Annotated in this window: 23 protein-coding genes, 2 tRNA genes and 5 pseudogenes; 6 read left to right on the top strand and 24 right to left on the bottom strand. The window is 36.6% G+C overall.

The window, feature by feature from the left end:
* The 3 genes and pseudogenes from FJR05_RS26525 to FJR05_RS26515 form a co-directional block, all read right to left on the bottom strand.
* Nucleotides 1-282: pseudogene (locus tag FJR05_RS26525) on the bottom strand (IS630 family transposase); the annotation flags it as partial.
* Between the two features lie 135 nt (nucleotides 283-417).
* Nucleotides 418-490: transfer RNA gene (locus tag FJR05_RS26520), tRNA-Met, on the bottom strand.
* Nucleotides 491-492: 2 nt separating this feature from the next.
* Nucleotides 493-566: transfer RNA gene (locus FJR05_RS26515), tRNA-Ile, on the bottom strand.
* A 207-nt stretch (nucleotides 567-773) separates the two neighbouring features.
* Between FJR05_RS26515 and FJR05_RS26510 the strand changes: the two genes are divergently transcribed.
* Together FJR05_RS26510 and FJR05_RS26505 are read left to right on the top strand one after the other, a co-directional pair.
* Nucleotides 774-1019 carry a type II toxin-antitoxin system Phd/YefM family antitoxin gene (locus FJR05_RS26510; protein ID WP_168646871.1) on the top strand — a complete coding sequence of 82 codons (246 nt, stop codon included), beginning with the start codon at nucleotides 774-776 and terminating at the stop codon, nucleotides 1017-1019.
* Nucleotides 1016-1420 (top strand): type II toxin-antitoxin system VapC family toxin, encoded by a 405-nt coding sequence (locus FJR05_RS26505; RefSeq protein WP_168646870.1) that lies wholly within the window; start codon nucleotides 1016-1018, stop codon nucleotides 1418-1420. Before FJR05_RS26510 ends, FJR05_RS26505 begins: the two co-directional genes overlap by 4 nt.
* A gap of 87 nt (nucleotides 1421-1507) precedes the next feature.
* On the opposite strand, the gene FJR05_RS26500 is transcribed toward FJR05_RS26505, so the two are convergent.
* The 13 genes and pseudogenes from FJR05_RS26500 to nifH all read right to left on the bottom strand — a co-directional run.
* Nucleotides 1508-2284 carry a hypothetical protein gene (locus tag FJR05_RS26500; protein ID WP_168646869.1) on the bottom strand — a complete coding sequence of 259 codons (777 nt, stop codon included), beginning with the start codon at nucleotides 2282-2284 and terminating at the stop codon, nucleotides 1508-1510.
* Nucleotides 2277-3404 carry an AAA family ATPase gene (locus tag FJR05_RS26495; RefSeq protein ID WP_168646868.1) on the bottom strand — a complete coding sequence of 376 codons (1128 nt, stop codon included), beginning with the start codon at nucleotides 3402-3404 and terminating at the stop codon, nucleotides 2277-2279. Before FJR05_RS26495 ends, FJR05_RS26500 begins: the two co-directional genes overlap by 8 nt.
* A gap of 11 nt (nucleotides 3405-3415) precedes the next feature.
* Complete coding sequence (locus tag FJR05_RS26490; protein ID WP_168646867.1) at nucleotides 3416-3637, bottom strand: hypothetical protein; 222 nt, start codon at nucleotides 3635-3637, stop codon at nucleotides 3416-3418.
* Complete coding sequence (locus tag FJR05_RS26485) at nucleotides 3630-3854, bottom strand: hypothetical protein (RefSeq protein WP_371416949.1); 225 nt, start codon at nucleotides 3852-3854, stop codon at nucleotides 3630-3632. The genes FJR05_RS26490 and FJR05_RS26485 overlap by 8 nt, the downstream gene beginning before the upstream one ends.
* 120 nt (nucleotides 3855-3974) lie before the next feature.
* Nucleotides 3975-4472 (bottom strand): tetratricopeptide repeat protein, encoded by a 498-nt coding sequence (locus tag FJR05_RS26480; RefSeq protein ID WP_168646866.1) that lies wholly within the window; start codon nucleotides 4470-4472, stop codon nucleotides 3975-3977.
* 66 nt (nucleotides 4473-4538) lie between these two features.
* The gene (locus tag FJR05_RS26475) at nucleotides 4539-4766 is read right to left on the bottom strand and encodes a hypothetical protein (RefSeq protein WP_254447131.1); all 228 of its coding nucleotides are present in this window, start codon (nucleotides 4764-4766) and stop codon (nucleotides 4539-4541) included.
* Nucleotides 4767-4794: 28 nt separating this feature from the next.
* Entirely contained in the window at nucleotides 4795-5235 is a 441-nt protein-coding gene (locus tag FJR05_RS26470; RefSeq protein ID WP_254447130.1) for a type II toxin-antitoxin system VapC family toxin, read from the bottom strand.
* Complete coding sequence (locus tag FJR05_RS26465; protein WP_168646864.1) at nucleotides 5213-5476, bottom strand: hypothetical protein; 264 nt, start codon at nucleotides 5474-5476, stop codon at nucleotides 5213-5215. The genes FJR05_RS26470 and FJR05_RS26465 overlap by 23 nt, the downstream gene beginning before the upstream one ends.
* A 103-nt stretch (nucleotides 5477-5579) precedes the next feature.
* Nucleotides 5580-5849 carry a DUF433 domain-containing protein gene (locus tag FJR05_RS26460; RefSeq protein ID WP_168646863.1) on the bottom strand — a complete coding sequence of 90 codons (270 nt, stop codon included), beginning with the start codon at nucleotides 5847-5849 and terminating at the stop codon, nucleotides 5580-5582.
* Nucleotides 5850-5921: 72 nt separating this feature from the next.
* A pseudogene (locus FJR05_RS26455) lies at nucleotides 5922-6377 on the bottom strand (site-specific integrase); the annotation flags it as partial.
* A 130-nt stretch (nucleotides 6378-6507) separates the two neighbouring features.
* The gene (locus tag FJR05_RS26450; protein ID WP_168646862.1) at nucleotides 6508-7908 is read right to left on the bottom strand and encodes a site-specific integrase; all 1401 of its coding nucleotides are present in this window, start codon (nucleotides 7906-7908) and stop codon (nucleotides 6508-6510) included.
* A 97-nt stretch (nucleotides 7909-8005) separates the two neighbouring features.
* Nucleotides 8006-8932 (bottom strand): annotated as a pseudogene (locus FJR05_RS26445) (nitrogenase component 1); the annotation flags it as partial.
* Nucleotides 8933-9108: 176 nt separating this feature from the next.
* Nucleotides 9109-9552 (bottom strand): annotated as a pseudogene (gene nifH, locus FJR05_RS26440) (nitrogenase reductase); the annotation flags it as partial.
* A 110-nt stretch (nucleotides 9553-9662) separates the two neighbouring features.
* Between nifH and FJR05_RS26435 the strand changes: the two are divergent.
* The 3 genes from FJR05_RS26435 to FJR05_RS26425 all read left to right on the top strand — a co-directional run bounded on the left by FJR05_RS26435 (nucleotide 9663) and on the right by FJR05_RS26425 (nucleotide 11999).
* On the top strand, nucleotides 9663-11090 hold the full coding sequence (locus tag FJR05_RS26435; RefSeq protein WP_168646860.1) for an integrase: 1428 nt from the start codon (nucleotides 9663-9665) through the stop codon (nucleotides 11088-11090).
* A 176-nt stretch (nucleotides 11091-11266) separates the two neighbouring features.
* The gene (locus FJR05_RS26430; RefSeq protein WP_168646859.1) at nucleotides 11267-11521 is read left to right on the top strand and encodes a UPF0175 family protein; all 255 of its coding nucleotides are present in this window, start codon (nucleotides 11267-11269) and stop codon (nucleotides 11519-11521) included.
* Nucleotides 11514-11999, top strand: a complete 486-nt coding sequence (locus tag FJR05_RS26425) for a DUF3368 domain-containing protein (protein ID WP_168646858.1) — start codon at nucleotides 11514-11516, stop codon at nucleotides 11997-11999. Before FJR05_RS26430 ends, FJR05_RS26425 begins: the two co-directional genes overlap by 8 nt.
* A gap of 5 nt (nucleotides 12000-12004) precedes the next feature.
* Here the strand turns inward: FJR05_RS26425 and FJR05_RS26420 are convergent, their stop codons facing one another.
* The 8 genes and pseudogenes from FJR05_RS26420 to nifB all read right to left on the bottom strand — a co-directional run bounded on the left by FJR05_RS26420 (nucleotide 12005) and on the right by nifB (nucleotide 18986).
* Nucleotides 12005-12274, bottom strand: a complete 270-nt coding sequence (locus tag FJR05_RS26420; protein ID WP_168646857.1) for a hypothetical protein — start codon at nucleotides 12272-12274, stop codon at nucleotides 12005-12007.
* Between the two features lie 107 nt (nucleotides 12275-12381).
* Nucleotides 12382-13239, bottom strand: a complete 858-nt coding sequence (locus FJR05_RS26415) for a hypothetical protein (protein ID WP_168646856.1) — start codon at nucleotides 13237-13239, stop codon at nucleotides 12382-12384.
* Nucleotides 13240-13305: 66 nt separating this feature from the next.
* Entirely contained in the window at nucleotides 13306-13830 is a 525-nt protein-coding gene (locus FJR05_RS26410; protein WP_168646855.1) for a hypothetical protein, read from the bottom strand.
* A 237-nt stretch (nucleotides 13831-14067) separates the two neighbouring features.
* Nucleotides 14068-14499, bottom strand: a pseudogene (locus FJR05_RS26405) (AAA family ATPase); the annotation flags it as partial.
* A 233-nt stretch (nucleotides 14500-14732) separates the two neighbouring features.
* Entirely contained in the window at nucleotides 14733-15632 is a 900-nt protein-coding gene (nifU, locus tag FJR05_RS26400; RefSeq protein WP_168646853.1) for a Fe-S cluster assembly protein NifU, read from the bottom strand.
* A gap of 133 nt (nucleotides 15633-15765) precedes the next feature.
* Nucleotides 15766-16974, bottom strand: coding sequence for a cysteine desulfurase NifS (nifS, locus tag FJR05_RS26395; RefSeq protein ID WP_168646852.1), 1209 nt, complete (start codon nucleotides 16972-16974; stop codon nucleotides 15766-15768).
* Between the two features lie 103 nt (nucleotides 16975-17077).
* Nucleotides 17078-17422, bottom strand: coding sequence for a DUF362 domain-containing protein (locus FJR05_RS26390; protein WP_168646851.1), 345 nt, complete (start codon nucleotides 17420-17422; stop codon nucleotides 17078-17080).
* Nucleotides 17423-17546: 124 nt separating this feature from the next.
* Nucleotides 17547-18986 carry a nitrogenase cofactor biosynthesis protein NifB gene (gene nifB, locus FJR05_RS26385; protein ID WP_168646850.1) on the bottom strand — a complete coding sequence of 480 codons (1440 nt, stop codon included), beginning with the start codon at nucleotides 18984-18986 and terminating at the stop codon, nucleotides 17547-17549.
* A 1183-nt stretch (nucleotides 18987-20169) separates the two neighbouring features.
* On the opposite strand from nifB, the gene FJR05_RS26380 reads away from it, so the two are divergent.
* Complete coding sequence (locus FJR05_RS26380) at nucleotides 20170-20610, top strand: DUF2141 domain-containing protein (protein WP_254447129.1); 441 nt, start codon at nucleotides 20170-20172, stop codon at nucleotides 20608-20610.
* The last annotated feature ends 159 nt before the right edge of the window (nucleotides 20611-20769 follow it).

Genomic DNA, 20769 nt, shown 5'->3' with positions numbered 1-20769 from the left:
ATCAATAATCGTTTGACGAGGCGGCGTTTTACTAGGCTTGCGGTTTAATGCTGACTCTATGCCTTCTTTTACCAATCGCTCTCTAAGATTTGCGACTGTGTTTCGGTGGCAACTGAAGGCGGCAGCAGCTTTCTCATCCGTCCATTTCTGTCCATTAACATCAATGTTTAATAGAATATTGGCGTGCTTAATTTTGTATGCCGCTGTTTTGCCTGTGGATACCAAGTTTTGTAGATACTGCCTTTCTTCTTGACTTAACCGGACAATATAGGTCTTAAGCATAATCAGTTATTTAGGTTATTTGCTGAGATTTACAGTGAATAGCCCCCCTATTCTCTCTCAAATTCACAATTTTTTGCTTGACAGACCACTAGCTACTTCCCAAAAGTAGTGTCTTTTAACCCGGACAGGGGTTGTGTGAAAGTACAGGATTTGAACCTGTTACAGGTTGATTATGAGTCAACTGCTCTACCAAGTGAGCTAACTTCCGGGAGTTTGATACAGGATTTGAACCTGTGACGCATTGATTATAAGTCAACTGCTCTACCAGACTGAGCTAATCAAACGATAGAATAGTTTCAAGAACTCGGCGGTATACGCTCATACTAGAGTCTGGCGCACCAGTTAGGTATATAGAACCTAAACTATAGCTTTGTAACTTTTTGACTATCCCGTTTCAAATGTAGCATATTGTAATTTGAAGTTTTCTTTTTAATTCTTGCCAAAATTCAGGAATCAAAGTAAACTAAGTTTGTAGACTTAGCTATAAACCTGTGGAAACTGTAAATATCCATCAAGCTAAAACCAATCTTTCACGCCTATTATCCCGTGTAGAACATGGGGAAGAGATCATTATTTCTAATCGGGGTGTTCCCGTCGCTAAGTTAGTTCCATTTAGTGTTGCGTCTCACCGCAGAGATAGTTTAGGACAAGATCGAGGAAAATTTGTAATTCCAGAAGACTTTAATGCTCCTTTACCAGATGATATTTTGGCAGCGTTTGAGGGAAATGAGGAGTGAAACTCTTACTAGATACACAGTGTTTTTTATGGTGGTTTGCTGAACCTGAGCGTTTAAATGAACAGGTTATTTCACATATTGTTGATGAAAGCAATGAACTATGGCTTTCTGTGGCTAGTGTGTGGGAAATGGGGATAAAAGTTGCAATTGGTAAGTTACCATTACCAGAACCACTGGATAGTTACGTTTCTAGCCGCATGATAAAATTGGGGGCTAAATCTTTGGAAATTACAACTTCTCATGCACTCAGAACGGTAGCTTTACCTTTGCATCATCGAGATTTTTTTGACAGAATGCTCATTGCACAAGCACAGATGGAAAGTATGATTCTGGTGACGGCAGATTCAATGTTTAAAGAGTATCAAGATACTGCTATTCTTTGGGCTGCAAATAAAGGTTAATACCAATTAAAAATTAGTAACCTATTATTTCATAGATATTTGAGGATTTTGATATATTATATCATTTTATAATAGCTTTTACTCAGTTTATTCAGACAAAATAATTGCAGCTAATCGTTCCTCAACTTCTTGAATATAATCTGTCAAACCCGTATCAACTCCTCTTTCTCGTAGATGTTTTAAATTTGTATCTTCCCAACACTGCTTTTCCCGTTCCATATCGTTTCCTGTTAGCTGTTCAACTACTACTTTTACATTTCTCATTCGTTCAGGTTCTTTCTCTGAAGTAGCACGTAATCGGTGAGACTCTATGCAAGGATCAAAACTCAATTTATTTTTGATTTCTTCTAGTATTTGTTCCTCTTGTTGATTAGATGGAATAAACCCATTTAAAACCCATGCTTCACGTTTTGGATCAGCAGCACCAATTATAATTTCTAATTTTGGCGTTTTATTAATATGTTCTAAACGTGCTTGTTCAATTCCTTCTTTACGTTCCGGTTGATTATCTAAATCACGGATAAATATAACAGCTTTAATATGTCGTCTTCTTTGCAGAAAACGCACTAAATTAAGAACTTTAATAGATGCTGCACCATCAGCTTCTAAAGATACACCCTTACTATAATGACCTAAATATCTGGGTTCATTATATTTTAGTTGTTTTTTTGCATCATCAATAATTTTTTTAATGTCTCTCCAGCAAGAAAATTTTGTCCCTTCCTCTAAACCCGTCCACTGAAAACAATGTTGCAGAATATCATCATCTAACCAATCGAATTTTTCTTTTAAAACTCGCTCGGCTAATTTAGTCGCTGTTCTGGCATCTGCACCACTTTCAACTATAACAATAAACTCAATCACTGACTTCTCCTTCTACCACCCAATCTTCACCTTCAGCATCCCAAAATTCACCAGTTGTTAATGTTTCCTTTGCCCATTCTACATCAGGATGTTCATCTAAGCGTTTAGCAATTGTAAAACCTGATTTACTGTTATTTAATATGTGGACTTGAGAAGGAGCAAGTGCATCAATAATATAAGGAGAATGAGTAGTGAAAATAATTTGCAGGTTGGGATTTTCAGCAATTATTTCTTTAAAAACAGTCATTAACTCACGTTGTGCTTTAGGATGAAGTCCCTGTTCTACATCATCTAATAAAACTAAATTAGGTTGATTAGGATTCATTAGTACAGTTAATAATCCTAAAGTTAACATCGTTCCTTCGCTAATTGCATGGGCTGGAATACGTTCACCTGTATTCATATCTAGCACAATTTCTTGACCTGTCATTTCCTGAGTTTCTTCATAGGAAATAGATTTACCATCTACTTCGATTAAACGTTTGCGAATGACTGGAACTTTTGCTCGCTTGATGCCAACTTTGCGGACATTTGGAACAATTCGACTCAGCTTTTCTTCTATTAATTGAAATTTATCTGGAGCTTCATCACGCAGAAAATCTAAGGTTGGTGCTAATAATGAACCATCAAACTCAACTCTCGGTGTAATTTCTTCACTGTAAGCTGCTTTGGCAAGGTTACTGGCAATTAATTTTAAATAGATAGTATTTTTTAAAGATTGAGGAATCTTGGATATATCTCTAAAACGTGGATCTTGATCCCAATTATATTGATTTCCATCTATACTTAATATTATGCTGGAATTGTAATTATAAGTTTTCTCTTCTTCAATACTGTAGAAAAATTTCCACTTTTTCTTAGTATTATCTTGCCAATAACCACTCGCAGTTATAGACATCTTTTTTTCACCCATTGTTGTAATAAATTGAGGTGAATTTTCATTTTTAAATATTTGTGTAGATGATGAATGAGTAAGCATACTTAAACTATACAAAGCTTGTAAAATCGTTGTTTTACCAGCACTGTTTTTTCCTACAATTCCATGTAATCGGGAATTATCGAAATTGAGTTCTGTAGATTTATGGCTTTTTAAATTATGAAGTATTAGTTTTTCTAGCATATTTTTATAGATCACAATAATTCAGGAATATGTTCATTTTCGTAGTTTTCAATTAATGCACCAATAACTTCCATAAGAGATGCGAGAGGATGGGTTTCATCTTCACCAATTTGATCAATAAGAGAATCAAGTATATTAACCAAGTATTCATATTCTACTTCTGTGTGAGGGATATCAGGAACACCAAAGGTATTATATTCCTCTGCAAAGGAAAATTTTTGAGGTTTAGCCATTATACTTTTGATCGTCCGCTTCTAGTAGTTGAACAAGTTGATGTGCGGCTGCATGGGAATTAAGCGGTGATAACCTAGAATAGGTTGATCCCTGTTCTAATGATGGTTCTTCATCCCTAGATAATTCGGAAACTAGAAACTGCATTACTTTTAGTTTGTCGGCACGATTTAGATTTCGCAGGGTAGGAAATAGTTCTATGGCGTTCATAATTGTCATAGTATAGAGAATTTCATATTTCTATTTTTCCACAAGTTTCATGATTGTGCGATCGCTTTTTGGGATTTGGAAGAGTGCGATCGCACAAATAAAGAAAGAGCTTTAGGAAGTAGGAGTCAATCAGCTAAACTCTTGCTGAACTTCTTGTAAAAGATGAGCAGTTTCTAGTTGATCTTCCGTACTGCCAGTTGCTTGAAAAACTTTAATTGCTTCCAGAAAGGCTTCAATTGCCTTATCATATTGGGACATAGCACGATAAGTGCCTCCCAGATTGCGCCAAACCCAACCTTCTCTAACAAGAACTCCTGCTAGTTTAGAAGCCAGAATTGCTCTTTGATAAGCATCAATAGCCTCATTATACTGAGTAATCGTAAAATAGAGTGTACCAATGTTATTAAGTACCCATACCTGTTCCCTTAGATTCCCTGTCTCCTGGAAAATAGTTAATGCTTGGTTGAACAATTTGAGGGATTCAGCATATTCTTCCATAGACATATAAGTCGAACCAAGATTTGTATAGGCATTAGCCTCTTGATAAAGATTACCTGAATCTTTATCACTTTTTAAAATATCTTGATATGTTTGTAGTTTATCTTGAAAACTATTGTTTAAATTCATAAAATCACCAATTTTAAAGTACCTTAAACAACTGTATTCATAATATCATCAAATTACATTAGGATTTTAATCATTAATCTTTAATCCAAGCGGTTCACCTTCCCAACTACCTATCACTTCTTCCAAAAATCTACGAGAATATCCTAATTCTTCTGGTGTTTTACTTGCAGATTGTAATGATTTTTCTGCAATACGTTGAAATACAATTACTATTTCTAATTCTTCATTGGCAAATTCGTCAGGAATCTGAATTTTTAGAATTTTATCATTACCAATGTGCGTTTTAATCTTCATACTTTCCATAACATTACCTCCAATTTTTTTAAGAAAATAAAGAATCAGGAATAATCACAGAAATAGGTTGATTCTTATGTTTCCTATAGATTAGAAAATCACTATCCAAAGTGAATATTTCACTAGAATCATATAATTCACACATTCTTACTAAACAAGCATCCGCTAAAGACATAGGTACAGACTGATAACGATTCATTAATCCTTTAATTTGACTTAATTCATTTTTTAAATCAAAAGCTAGTTGTAAATGACCACTTTCTAAAAGAGAAAACAGAATGTTCTGACCGTTATATGCTCTTTCTAATAAAAAGCAAGACTCAGTAATCACTGCATCACAAGTTAGAAAAGGTGGCGGTAATGTTTTTACTTTTTCTGTCACCCATTGATGATAACTATCACTTTTATCTAATAGAGCAACTAATGGACTCGTATCAATAATAATTTTATTTTTCATGTACGGACTCATGCAAATATTGTTTATTAGTCGAGAGATCACCTAATCCGCTATCTACAGCACCAATAAAGTCTTTAGCTACATCATAAAAAGAAACTTGATTTTCAAGTTCTGTATGATATTTTTCAGATATAAATTGAGTAAAAGAAAAAATTTCTTCTTGCTTTTCAATAGGCAATTTATTTAATAAGTTTACAATCAATTCAGTTAAATTCAAATCTTCGGATGATTGTTTTTTTAATGAATTTATCATGACTATTTCCTCGTAATTATTGTCACAATATCAGGAGACTGTATCAAGAGTTTGATAGTTATTCAAGAAATAATAATTATATCATATCACCAAACAATTGTAATCATCTAAAATAACTGTTTTTATAATCAGCTTTTTCAGCAGCAATATAACCCTCAATTTCTTCTCGATTAGCATGATAATACGTTAATGCAGCATACACTTGAACAAGAGTTACATTCCCCATGCGTTCAGTGATTTCTTCCGCATTCAATCTCATTTTGTACCAAGCTGTAATTCGTTGCACAGAAACCCTAGTACCAGCAATGCGAGGACGACCCCCTAAAGTGTCTGATGATTTAATAATAAGTGTCCCAATATCAGTAGCTTGCATAAAGATTTTGATTATTGTTGACAACCTAATTATACCACATCACACAAAAATCATATTCTTGATTAACCAAACTTAACTGCGTTTATAAACCATTTCCATCCTCAACTTCTCCACCTCAATCTTCAACCGTTCATTCTCCATTTTCAACCCCGTATTTTCATCCTTAATCAACTCCACCTCATTCCGTTTACTTAAAGCCTGATTAATTGCCAACTTCCGCATATCCAAAGAAAACCAACGTTGATAAGTTTTCGTATGAATCTGCACACTATGACCTAAATTATCCGCCGCAGCCTTAATAGGAACTCCCAAAATATGCGCTCGAATTGCCCAAACATGACGTAAATCATAGGGTTTAAAATCCAAACCGATTTTCCTAAACTACCAACTCACCCTTTGGATTAAAGCCGTGATTTCTGCATGATTATTCGGGTCTTTTTTACTAATAGCTATTACCAACATTTCCAAATACTTAGGATGTCTTAAATCAAATTCATCAATTCATTCCTTATATAAAGGTAAAGATTCAAAAATAGGCGATTACTAGGTCGCGCTTTGCTATCACTATTAATTTAGATAAAACCTATATACATCAATGATTATAGACATATAAAAGGGATATTTAATCACAAGGGGAGCGGTAGAACCAGAAGTTTTACTAACCCAGTAATTCAGAAACTTGCCGTCGTGCCAAAGTCAACTTATAGAACTCAATTTCAGCCCTTAACCGGGCGTTCTCTTCCCTCAAAGCCTCAACATCATCATTTCTATTAACAGCCAATTTAATCACCTTTTTCCTGTTTTCCAAGCTAAACCACTTTTGATAAATCTCAGTGTGAATTTCCACAGAATGACCCAAATTATCAGCAGCAGCTTTAATTGGCACACCCATAATATGCGCTCGAATTGCCCAAGCATGGCGTAAATCGTAGGGAGTAAAGGGAACATTTACCCTTTTAAACCATGATGAGCAATTAACTCTAATCGTATTGATATCAGAGAAACTGACTTTGTTATCAGTTTGGTTTTTCAACAGTTCCAAAAACTCAGGATTCTTTAAATCAAACAATTCAATCCAATCAGGATGTAAAGGTAAAGCTTCTCGGTATCCTGTCTTAGTGTCTGGGTGAACCTTCCAAGTGTTATCTGTATTTTCAGAACTTAACCACCAATCAATAGCAGGATTAACAAATAATTCTCTGGGACGTAAACCATAGGTAGCAAGCATTCCATAAACCCATTGCCACATCTTCCAGCTATCTAAACAACTTTTTTTAATAGATGGTTTTCTAGACTGAGAATAATTAAAGAAATTTTGATAATACAAAACCACATCCTCATCATTTGGAATATCCCTAGCTTGAGTTTGTGGTTTTTTGATTTTGATATTATCTAAAGTGAAAGTAGTTAAGTTAAGAGTATTTTTGAGAACCTTCAAAGTTTTAACGGCATTCTGCTTGGCATATTCATTTTGCAAATTTGCAATTACTAAATCTATAGATGCTTGATCAATTGACGTATCTAAACCTACGTAGCGTTTTAGATAATCCAGATAGTAAAAAAATGTGTGTTTACTTTTTTCTGTCAACTTGTGAGTTTTAAAATATTGAGTTTCAAAATCATTGAGAGTTTCACCAACAGTTTGTAAATTTTCAGACCTGGATAATTTCCCTAAATATTTATCAGTCCACTCAAAGGTTTTTCTAGCAATTAGCCGTCCCAATTCCTGTGCTTCCTCTTCAGCAGTCCGTAAACCATCCAAATTAGCGGGAATGCTCAAGGAAATTTTGTACTGCTTGTATCCAGTGCCATTAGTGTCTCTATCACTGGGCTTGATAGGTAAAGATGCCTGTAGCTGAATAGTGTCCTTGCCAAGAACTAATCCAACTTTGACTTTGCCGTCCTTTAATCTAGCCTTGACCTTGGCTAATTCCTGCTCAAACTTTTTCTCAAGGTGTTGTTGAGTAGCCTTCATCTGCTTAATGTTCCCTCTATAAGATCCATCGGTAGATGCAGGCGGTTCATAACCGTCAAAAATGCCCTGATCAGAGATTTCCATCGTGTCTTAAATTTGGCTTAAAATTTGAACGATTTTCCGTTCATCTAAAACAATGTTTAATTTGAGCAAAGTTATAGCTGGACTAAATCGTGGTTTATGGCTTAATTAAATCATAGTTTGTCCAAGGTATACCATAAGCTTCTTCCATGTGACGGCTGATGTAGTTCATCGAGCGGTAACAGTGGATGAGGTTCATCTTCACGTTGGGGGTCATCAACATTTCGTTGATTGTACCGTCACCAGACCATTGAGCAACAACGCGCAAACCGATTTCTTCTAAAAGGATACGGCTCGCCCAAGCATCACCACCGATGTTGTAGTCACCAATAATGGCTACGTCATAAGGAGTGCCTTCAAACTTCAATGTACCGTCTTTCTTACCTTGATCTGCTTTGGGGAATACCCAGTCACGAATCATGTCGTTAGCGATGTGGTGTCCTAAAGACTGAGACACACCACGGAAACCTTCGCAACGGACGGGAATAACTGGCTTACCGATGGTTTTGGATGTCTTTCTAGCTACTGCTTCGATGTCATCCCCAATCAAACCGATAGGACATTCAGATTGAATAGAAACCCCACGATTTAAGGGGAATAATACATCTAATTCTTCAATTAATTTAGTCAGTTTCTTGTCACCACCAAACACGATGTCGCGTTCTTGGAAGTCGGAGGTGAAGTGCATAGTACCGAAGGTATCAATACCTGTTGTACCTAAGTAGTAATTACGACGACCAGACCAAGACCAGTAACCGCAACCAACAGGACCGTGACTGATGTGGATCATGTCCTTAATAGGACCCCAAACCACACCTTTAGAACCTGCGTAAGCACAACCACGAGCAGTCATTACACCGGGTAAGGATTTGATGTTAGATTTAACACCACAGTCAGCTTTACCTTCTTCAAATACGTTTAAATGCTTCTCACGCTTCTTAGCAGCTTTTTCGGGGTAAGCTTTAAGAACTTCTTTAACTAGTTCTTTTCTTTGTTCAACAATCTTTTTGTCGTCTGGAGGAGTCATTGTTAGTCTCTCTTGCTCCTAAAGGAACGGAATTAGTGATGAATTTTTGGAAACGGGGACTTAATGTCCCCTGAAGGGGGGGAAGGAAAGTTTTGGTCAAAGGTGAGAGCTTTTGATGTGCTGCTCTCTGCCTTTTTCCTGGTGCTAGAAAATTCTTTCTTCGTAGCGAATTATGCCTATTTAGCCAGCATTTTTGCAGCGTTTTCTTCGCTTTCGAGAATACCGAACTCAATCAACAATTCTTCCAACTCTTCCATTTCGATAGGTGTAGGAATGGTGAGGTTGGTGTTGTTGATGATCTTCTTAGCCAGTGCGCGGTATTCGTTAGCTTGTTTGCTATCAGGTGCATACTCGTTCACTGTCATACGACGTAATTCAGCGTGTTGAACTATGTTGTCGCGGGGAACGTAGTGAATCATTTGAGTGTTCAAACGTGCAGCCAAGGTTTCGATTAATTCGATTTCTCGGTCTGTGTTACGGCTGTTACAGATCAAACCACCTAAACGAACTCCACCGGAGTGAGCATATTTAAGTACACCACGAGCGATGTTGTTTGCAGCATACATCGCCATCATTTCACCAGAGGTAACGATGTAGATTTCTTGTGCTTTACCTTCACGGCGAAGAGCAATAATATAAGATTAAAAGCCGGAAACTGTTCATTTTTAACTATGTTTGTAGTAATCATTGTTTTGAATAGACAGTTTTTTTATTAGGGTAAATCTAGGGTATGGACAGAACACAGGAAGCATTTGCCGATTTTCAACCAACAGCTATTACCGACGGGGGATATTTAGGCAGAATGCAAGCAGTAGAAAATCAAGAAAACCACTTAACGGCAAAACTGACAACAGAATTAAAAGCAATTAATGCTAGACTAAGAGCCGCAAGGGTGAGTGTTTCTGTCAGAAAATCCGGCAATTCATTACAGTTGAGAACTACCCTACCTATTAAACCAGGTGATTTTGATAAAAACGGTAGCGGCACAAAGCAATATGATATTTCTTTGGGAATACCATTTAGTTTTGATGGTTTAAATACGGCGGAAGAAGAAGCTAATGAATTAGGAAAATTAATTGCTAGAAAACAATTTTATTGGACTGATAAATATTTAGGGAAAACAAGAATTAAAGCTAATTTACAAAATATTAGTGACTTAATTATAAATTTTGAGCAAAATTATTTTCAAACTAGAAAACGGACTCTCAAAAGTGAAAATACTTTTAATAGTTATCTATATATTGCCCAAAAGCATTTACCGAAGGATAAACTAGCGATAAATGCTAATTTTATTGAAGCTGTGCAATCTTGTAGTTCTTCGGATAGTGTGAAAAATGAGTTAATTAAGGTAATTCGGGTGTTATGTAAATGTTCTGGTTTAGAAGTACCTGAGTTAAATAACTTTAAAATTCAACCTACTGCTAAAAGAAAGCGAGATATACCGACAGACTTAGAAATTGAGAAAGAATATTTAAGGTTTCAAAACTATGCTTTAAACCGTCCCACTAAGTTAATAAATAGGGATGATCGGAACAATTGGAAATTATGGAGATGGGTATATGGAATGTTGGCAACTTATGGATTAAGACCATTAGAAATTTTTGTTAAACCTGATTTAGATTGGTGGTTATCATCAGATAATACTATGAATACATGGCGAGTAAATGAAGAATGTAAAACTGGAGATAGGGAAGTATTACCATTATATCCGCGTTGGATTGAGAGTTTTAATTTAAAGAATGATCAGGAAGCAATTGAGTTATTAAAAGCAAAGATTGCCGATAAAATTACCAGTAAACAAATTAATGCAGTGCGACATGGTACAGATAGATGGTTCAGATTTGTAGAGATTCCTTTTCAACCCTATGATTTACGTCATGCTTGGGCAATTAGAGCGCATTTGATGGGGATTCCTATTAAAGCTGCGGCTGATAATTTGGGTCATTCTGTGAATATGCACACTTCAATTTATCAGAAGTGGTTTAGTTTAGAAAATCGCAATGTGGCTATTGAAGAAGCTATTAAGAAGAAGTCAAAGGCGGAAGAGTTACAAGAGATGGTTATTCACCTGGAAAGGGAAAATGATCGGTTAAGAATTGAGAATGAACGATTGAGGTTGCAGATGGGACACAGTTTGATGAAAATTGAGTTAATATAAGAGTTAGCCTCACGCTCCAGACGCAGAGGCGCAAAGAGTAATATTTTAAAATGGGGGATAAGTAACGAATGAGCAAGCATTAATGGTTTGCTCAAGGTTTAAAGTTTTCATTATTTTTTCCACCAATCATTCAATTAATGTTAAACTGATAAAAATCAATCAACATAATTAATGCTATGACCATAAACATTAACGTTGAACTTCCTAATGATGTTTTTTCCGCACTTCGCAGTAACCCAGAAACTTTTGTGAAAGAAATGCGTTTAGCTGCTGCTGTCAAATGGTATGAAGTTGGTATAGTTTCCCAATCTAAGGGTTCTGAAATCGCAGGAGTTAGCCGTCACGAATTTTTAGAAGCTCTCAATCGTTATCATGTTTCACCTTTTCAAGTAACTCCTGAAGAATTAGCTGAGGAGTTAGCACGTGACTAGACGATGGGTTGTGAATAGTTCACCATTAATTGTGTTGACTAAAATTAATCAGGTTCATCTGCTTTCTGAACTATGCGGTGAATTTTTTATTCCTAGTGGTGTTGTGAAAGAAATAAGCGTTGCACCAGATAATGATCCAGCAAAACTCTGGACAATTAATGAAGGAGCTACCTATATTCGAGATGTGGAACAAGTTGATCCCGTGATTGCTGCATGGGATCTTGGTTTGGGGGAGAGTCACGTTCTCAGCTATATCTATAAAAATCCTGGCTATGAAGCAATTTTAGATGATCGTGCGGCAAAAATTGCGGCAGTTGCTTTGGGGATTCCTGTGCGGGGAACTTTAGGTGTGATTCTGCTTGCTAAACAAGAGGGTAAGCTAAAAGCTGCTAGACCAATTTTTGAACAACTGACTCAGGTTGGGTTTAGAGTTAGTACGCAAGTTCTGGAGTCAGCACTTAGATTAGTTGGTGAATAGTGCGATCAACAAACCACGACATCAGAAATGCGATCGCACCCATAACCCACAACATCAGAAATGCGATCGCACCCATAACCTACAACATCAGAAATGCGATCGCTCTCATAACCAAAAACACCAGAAATGTGATCGCTCTCAAAACCCATAACATCGGAAATGCGATCGCTCTTACAACCCACAACATCGGAAATGCGATCGCTCTCATAACCAAAAACACCAGAAATGCGATCGCTATCCCAACCCACAACACCGGAAATGCGATCGCACTCCACAACCCAAAAACACCAGAAATGCGATCGCTCTCATAACCCACAACACCAGAAATGTGATCGCTCTTACTTCACGAAAATGTGCTACATATCTAAATATTTGCGAAACTTTATCTGTAAAATCCGTTTCCGCTTTTAAAAGCTCTAATCATGTCCTTTTGGTTTTTTCTGCTCTGCCATTCCGTAAGACTAGAGTTTTCTATCTCTTGAAACATATCTGCAAGCCAATTAAAATATAGTTCTGGTATTTTTTGTTGTTTGCCAAGCTCTCCTCTAATTGGATCAATCTCTGTCCCCTCCCATTCTAAACTTGATGATTCTTGAATGAATCCAAGAATAATGAAATGCTTCATTAGAGCATGGGTAGTTAAAATGCCATTTTTTTGAAAGATAGTGAATCCAACTGCATTAGAATACTCATGAGGAAAATTTTCCCCATTTAATACGATAATGTGTTGTTTAAATATTCCAACGTCATTTCTATTTCCCATCAAAAAATCTTTCCATACATTTAGTGCTTTTTCTGCTTCTTTGTGTGAATCTGATTCAATTGCTGGAACAAATTTTTCAAACTCTTTGTTACTAATATGATCTGTTAAATGTAATTTAGAGTATTTAAGATAAGTTAATACTCTCCAAGAAATTGATACTGCAAATCTCAGCATCCATTCACCATAAATAACAGGCGCAAGAATTGATTTGTTTTTCGGCATAATACGATTTCGGAATAATGTTTCCCATTTGTTTATTTTTCCTTCGCATTCACCACATAATAGGTAGACTTTAGTGATGTCTTGAGGTTTAGGAGTTTTTTCAGGATTGAGAGCATCAACTATAGTTTGACATTTTCCTTTTATAGATTTTCCAAAATAACTTGGAATTATATGACTCAGTTTAAGGTCGCTGTTTATTCCACAAAGCGCACATTGATTAAAAGGCAGTATTGAATATTTATGATTTGGTTTCATTGTATTACTGGGAAGTGTGTATTATCTATGTTATCAAATGACTAAAACATTTATGAACATATAAATTTATTGTTTGACAATACTTACAGAAACATCTACACTTCTCAAACTTGTTGTTCTCTCATGATTGCAAAGATGTAAGTTTAAATTACTCCAAGTTCGTCTATCAAATTCACTATTTATCAAAGAGTATAATCTATTAGGAACTACAGATTCTAAAGATGAAGAACTGCGTAAGCCACGTCTATTATATACGCAGGTATAAGTTAATAATATTTCACTCGATTTAAATACATCGCGAAATCTTTTTCTATTAGCTGCTTCTATCTCTAATTGGTGCTTTGATATTTTAGATCGTGGATGAGATATTTCTCTGCTGTATGGAATTAGCTTCACAGATGTCTGTTCGTATGTCATTGAAGGATTCCGATATTCTTTTGTTAATTTTTCTGGTTCAGAATTTTCAAGAATTGAATTTTCTTGAAAAACTTCAGATGTTGGAGTATTAACACAACTTACTAGTATAGAGCATAAGCATATTACACCAGGGATGAATACGAAACTTTGAGTCATCCTAGAAATAATCTTCATTTCTTTAAACTAAAAGTACATAACTACAAAATTAATTATAAATCACCAAAAAAGTAACCCATTTATCAAAAATCATGTATACCTCTTGACACTAGGGACAAAATAGGGTAAACGAAATAATAAACCCCAACAAAAACCCCATTTCTCTAAAATTTCCCAGGGCAAAAATAGGGCATAAAAAAATCAAAATTCCCAACCAATTGCATTAACAAAAACCCTAGACAAAACAGCTTAATCTTCACGGATAGGCATAGCAAATCCACCGCATACAACGTCACCCAATACGTCGTAAGATACGAAATCTAAATCTGTGTAAGCGCCGTTTTCTTCTAGGAAGTTAATAGCGGTGATAATACCACGACCGGCGCAACCTACACCGGGTTCTGGACCACCGGATTCCACGCATTTAACGTCGCGGAAACCTTTGAGCATTACTTCATGAAGTTCTAGATCTTCAACAGATCCTCTTTCAGCAGCCAAGTGAAGAACGGTTGTTTGAGCCTTGGAGTGAAGCATCAAACGGGTAGAGTCAGCTTTAGGGTCGCAACCTACGATCATGATGCGTTGACCCATTTCAGCCATAGCGGCTAAAGTATTTTGAGAAGTGGTAGATTTACCGATACCGCCCTTGCCGTAGAAAGCTATCTGTCTAATTTTTTCTTCAGTCATTGTTCGTGTTTCCTAGAATTAGTTGATTGGTGGTTTTGTCTGTTGGTTCTCACGGCCAAAGTTCTACGGCGGTGAGCATTTGTAGAACGTCGCTATCTATGGAGGCGATCGCTCTACAGAAAATTTGGTGGTGTACATAGTGTTTATTGGGTTGTAAGGATTGTTGTTTGTTAGTTGTCAGTTATCAGTTGTTTTTTGCTAATGACCACTGACTAATGACTAATGACTAATTTCTAAACTGCTTCGACAATAATTTCTTTGCTGATGCGATCGCGTAATCTCGCTTCAATCGCAATCTTTAAAGTGGCTGTGCTGCTAGAACATGAACCGCAAGCACCTTTAAGAATTACTTTAATTTTATCGCCTTCTACATCATAAAGTTCCACATCTCCCCCATCGGCGATTAAAACGGGTCGGACTTCTTCATCTAATACTTTTTGAACCAGAGCAATTTTTTGAACTGTAGTTAATGGTCTTTGTGGCTCTGAACTGGGAATTTCTGTTTTAGCTTTCGCCTTGTAGCTGTAGAGATTTTTGTTGGCGGCTTCCTGCTTTACTTCTCTTATTATATCATCAATCTTCGTTAAACAAGAACCGCATCCGCCACCAGCTTTTACATAATTTGTTACTTGCTCTGCACTGAAGAGATTGTTTTGTGCAACTGCTTTTTTTATCTTAGCATCAGTTATTCCGAAACAGCTACAGATGAGGACACCTTCTTCATCGTCATGTGCCTCTAGAGGAATGCCACGATAATTATAAATCGCAGCTTCTAAAGCCTCTTGACCCATAACAGAACAGTGCATTTTCGCTTCAGGTAAACCACCTAAATAATCAGCGATTTCCTTATTTGTTACTCCTAAAGCTTCATCTAAAGTCAAACCCTTGACCATTTCAGTTAAAGCGCTCGAAGATGCGATCGCACTTGTACAACCAAAAGTTTGAAACCGAGCATCAAGAATTTTATCTGTTGCTTCTTCAACTTTCAAATGTAATCTTAAAGCATCACCACAAGCAATACTTCCTACTTCACCAGTTGCCAGTTTAACACCAGCTTCGCCAGTTTCTTCAATTGCCCCTTGGTTTTTAGGATCGTAAAATAACTCTAATACTTTATCAGTGTAGTCCCACATAGTTAATTTTGGATTTTGGATTTTAGATTTTGGATGATAAGAATTGAGAATTAAGTACATTGGGTAGGGGTTTAGCAATGCTAAACCCTTACAATATTCAGGATTTAGGAATTAAGCTTGCTCCTATTACCAATTACTTATTTACTAAAGTCTGTGCTTGTTGTTGTAACCAATCAGCATTATCATTTTTGAAGGGAGATAAAGCTCGAAGACGGTCAACAATTTCCGGCATTACGGCAATTACTTGATCAATTTCTGCCTCAGTTGTGTAGCGAGAAAGACTGAAGCGAATCGAACCATGTAAAGTAGTATAGGGCAAACCCATAGCTCGTAAAACATGAGAAGGTTCTAGAGAACCAGAAGTACAAGCAGAACCAGAGGAAGCGCAAATACCGTACTTATTTAAAGAAAGCAAAATGGCTTCACCTTCAATATATTTGAAACCGATATTTGTAGTATTTGGTAATCTATTTTTGGCATCACCATTTACTTCACAATCAGGAATTTTGGATAAAAGAGACTGTTCCAAGCGATCGCGCAACTTTGTTAATCTCTGAGTTACTTCCTCTAAATGTAACAGTTCCAATTCCGCTGCTTTGCCAAGAGCAATAATTCCCGGAACGTTCTCTGTACCTGCTCTACGTCCTCTTTCTTGGTGTCCACCAACTAATAGAGGACGGAAACGAACCCCACGTCTTACATACAAAGCACCAATACCTTTAGGAGCATGAATTTTGTGACCAGATATAGTTAACATATCTATGGTGCTGGTCTTCATATTCAAGGGTACTTTACCTACCGCTTGCACTGCATCAACGTGGAAGAGAGCGCCGTATTCCTTAACCATAGCACCAATTTCTTCAATTGGAAATATCGTGCCGGTTTCATTATTGGCATACATCATTGTTACCAAAGCAGTATTACCAGTTAGAGCAGCTTCTAACTCACTCAAATCTATTTGTCCTTTAGCATTTACTGACAAATAAGTAACTTGATAACCTTTAGATTCTAATTGTTTGCAGACATTTAAAACTGCCGGATGTTCTACTTGGGAAGTGATGATGTGACGTTTTTCAGGTTGAGCTAATAACGCCGCATGAATAGCCGCATTATCACCCTCAGTTCCGCAACTGGTAAAAACAATTTCTGATTCTTCTGCTCCCAGCAAAGCAGCAACTTGTTCTCTAGCTTTCTTTACAGCCTTGCCAAGTTGTCCACCAAAAGTGTGCATACTAGAAGGATTAGCATAATAGTCCGTCAAATAAGGCATCATCGCCTCAACAACTTGAGGATCTATTTTAGTGGTGGCATTATTATCAAGATAGATACAATTATTTTGCATAATTTCCATATAAAGATTATGAGTAATCAGCGGGAATTGGTGATTGGTAATTGGTAATTGGGAAAAACTATTACCCAGTCCCCAGTCCCCAATCCCCAGTCCCCTATCTAACTGCTTCTCCTTGCTGCTTTTGCAACTGTTCGGAAAACTTCTGAGAATAAGACTTATACCAATTTTCCCAGTAGTCTTGTTTATTGGTTAACTTTGCTAAAACACGGTGGTAATTAGCAAACCAACTTTCCCAATAATCACTAGGTTGTTTAACGCAACCATCAACAGTAGGACAACTGGCTTTACATTGAGGTACGGTGTGAATACTACCAGCGCAATTTGTGCAAAGTTTAGAGTCAATCCAGTAATTACCGTCAACTTCTTGAATTGCACCGGTAGGACAAACAGATAAACACAACTTGCAAGAAATACACTGGCTAGTAATTTCGTAAGCCATGATTATTTACCTTTGTGTAAATTGGTGAAGAGGTCATAGGTAATAGGTGATTGGTGATTGGTGATTGGTGATTGGTGATTGGTGATTGGAACAATATTACCTATGACCCATGACCTATTACCAATTACCCATTAGCCTGAATATATTGCTCGTAAAATTCTAAAGCAACCTTTTCAATTACGTCGTAGGCTTCAACAGTTTGTATTCCTGCTGCTTCTAGTTTTTCCTTGGGACAATTGCCTATTTTCGATACCAAGACTGCTTTACAATCTGCGATCGCCTTCATTATATTATCTGCGGTAGCTTCTTCGCTGTAACCACCTTGACAATATTGATCAATCTTGCGGTGACTAACAAAACGAACTTCATTACCATCAACTTCATACACTTGAAATTCCTTCGCGTGTCCGAAGTGTTGGTTAACTAATCCACCACCTTTTGTTGCTACTGCAATCAAGATTTTAGGACTATCAGCAGATTTTTTGCCAGTTGATGCTTTTTCTTTTGCAGCCTTAATTTCTTCTCTAAATTTCTCAATACCTTCGTGAACTTCTTGACGAGTTTCAAAGTTATATTCTGGAGCCATTTCCATGAACTTATCTTTAGTAAATTCTTGGCTACGGTCTTCTCCTAATAATCCTACCGCATCTGCTCGACACTGGCGACAGTGACGCATCATTTTCATGTTACCAGAACAACTGTCTTGGACTTCTTTCAGTTCTTTTCCTGTTGGGCCACGTTGACCAGTTAAACCGAAATGAGTACCATGTTCCGGTGCAGAAATCAGCGGCATGATGTTGTGTAAGAATGCTCCTCTTTCACGAATTGCCTTATTAACTTCTACCAAATGTTTATCATTAATTCCCGGAATCATCACAGAATTAACTTTGCATAAGATATCAGCTTCTTTGAGAGCTTGCAATCCTTCCAATTGTTTTTCTAGAAGAATTTTTGCCCCTTCAACCCCTCTGTAACGTTTGCGTTTATAGTGAACCCAAGAATAGATTTGTGCGCCTATTTCGGGGTCAATGGTATTAAGGGTAATAGTAACGTGATCTATATTTAATTGTTTGATGCGATCAATATGTTCTGTTAGCATCAAACCGTTAGTAGATAAGCACAATTTAATATCTGGTGCTTTATCGGCAATTAATTCAAAAGTCCGAAAAGTTTTTTCTGGATTAGCCAAAGGATCACCAGGACCCGCAACTCCCAACACAGTCATTTGGGGAATTTTTCCGGCAATTACTAACACTTTATGTGCAGCTTCTTCTGGTGTGAGTAATTCACTCACTACTCCAGGACGACTTTCGTTAGCGCAATCATACTTGCGGTTACAATAGTTACATTGAATATTGCAAGCTGGAGCAACGGCAACGTGCATCCGTGCATAGTGATGATGAGCCTCTTCACTATAGCAAGGGTGTTTAGAAATGCGTTCTATAAGTTTTTCATCCATTTCTGGAGTTGTGGTGCTGTCGCAACCGCAAGCAGCAGATGTAGCAGGGGTGATAATGGCATTCTCAAAGTCAGAGGTGAGAATATCTGTAGCAGGTAGTGTCATTGAATTTCGCTGTTGGAGGTGGACTTGAGAGCCACTGTGGGAGATGCTTTTACTTACTGCCAATATCTAAATCATTTTAGATATGGTGCTAATCTCATCCCTCCACTCACTTTTAACTACTAACTTTGTTTTGTTAAGGAGCGTTAAGTGATTGGCGATAAATGATTTATAGCAGCCCTTTTTTTTGCCCCCCTTGGGTTACACCAGGATAGAACTTATTAGATTTATTATGTTTGTACTCAAATCCTTAAATCCTTGCATTGCAACGATACAAAAGTTAAAAAAGATTTTTTCGGGTAGGGGTGCAAGTATTTATAGTTAGGGGTACGAGTATTTATAGTTAGGGGTTCAGGATTTCTTTGTACTCATCTCAAACTCAATCTCTGCAAGGGTTTTGGCTATATTTTTAGCGGATTTTCCTGATATTCGACTGTACTCAACTTTCCTGCAAATTCTCCTAGAAACTCTTGTTAACAGAAATTTGAGGTTAAAAAACTGGAGTAAAATCAACCCGATTACTCCAGATACGTGCGAAATTCAATTCTGTATACAACCTATCATTTTTTTTGGAGTAAAAATGCAATTTATATTTTTTTAATTTTTTGATTATTAATGATACTTTTGTCGCTGTCTTGCTTGCTGTATATTGAATATAGGCAAATTTAAACATCTATATTAATGCAGATATTTTGCAAAAGATTTAACTTTTTTATCATTATTTTTTGATGATATTGATAATTATGTTAGCCATGAACTTTCCCCTATCACTACACTATAAATATAGTAAACAAAGCACATGAGGAAAAATGTGATCAAAGTTATTATTATCCATCCTGATAATAATTATGAAGCGGATACTGTTACCTTATTACATCTGACTTGTTTCTACGCGATACAAACTTACTACATGAGTTAAATAGAATGCAAGCATCCTTGTGACTAAGGTGACGGGTGTTTGTAGTTCTCAAAATTTGGATTCGGTGAAGTTGCTGAATACAGATTTAGGTATTGATTTTTGACATTTTGTTACTTTCTGTTATATTTACAAAAGTGTCTGTTAGGTAATTTAGAAAATCTAACTTGACAATTTGGCTGGGTAACATATTAGTTTTATTTAATAGAGGGTAAATTAATGAAGAAACAGTTAAACACTGCGTTACGGAAAACGTCGAGTCTGGGGCTAATGTTACTACTCCCTATTTTGGGAAATTTACTCTTTTTAGCTAATGCTAAGGCAGAGTTGAAGAGTAGTCTGACAATTGAAGTGGAGGGACTCAAAAACAAATCTGGACAAATTTGTGCTACGCTTTTTGATAAAAGTCAAGGATTTCCTCGTGATAGTAAAAATGCTTTACAATCTCAATGTATCAAGATCACAGAAATATCTCAAAAACTAACTTTCAAAAACTTAACAACAGGTGATTACGCTGTTGCATTAATTCACGATGCTAATGAAAATAGTAATCTCGATACTGGTTCTTTTGGTGCGCCCATAGAAGGTTTTGGGTTCTCTAACAATCCAGAGGTTTTCACCGGACCTCCTAAGTTTAATGATTCGGCTGTTGCTGTATCTGAAACTAATACTGATATTAAGATTAAGATGAAATATTTCTTTGGTTCTTAATTAGAGGATGTTTGAAAAGTTTTAGGTTGTGATTTTAGGCACTTACAGATCCCCCCTAACCCCCCTTAGCAAGGGGGGAACTAGAGTCAAAGTCCCCCTTTTTAAGGGGGATTTAGGGGGATCTAAAAATATTTGATACACCATGAGGGACTTGTTCAT

The sequence above is a fragment of the Dolichospermum sp. UHCC 0259 genome, from assembly GCF_009711935.1.
In the GTDB taxonomy this organism is placed as follows: domain Bacteria; phylum Cyanobacteriota; class Cyanobacteriia; order Cyanobacteriales; family Nostocaceae; genus Dolichospermum.
This window is presented reverse-complemented; position numbering and strand designations above follow the sequence as displayed.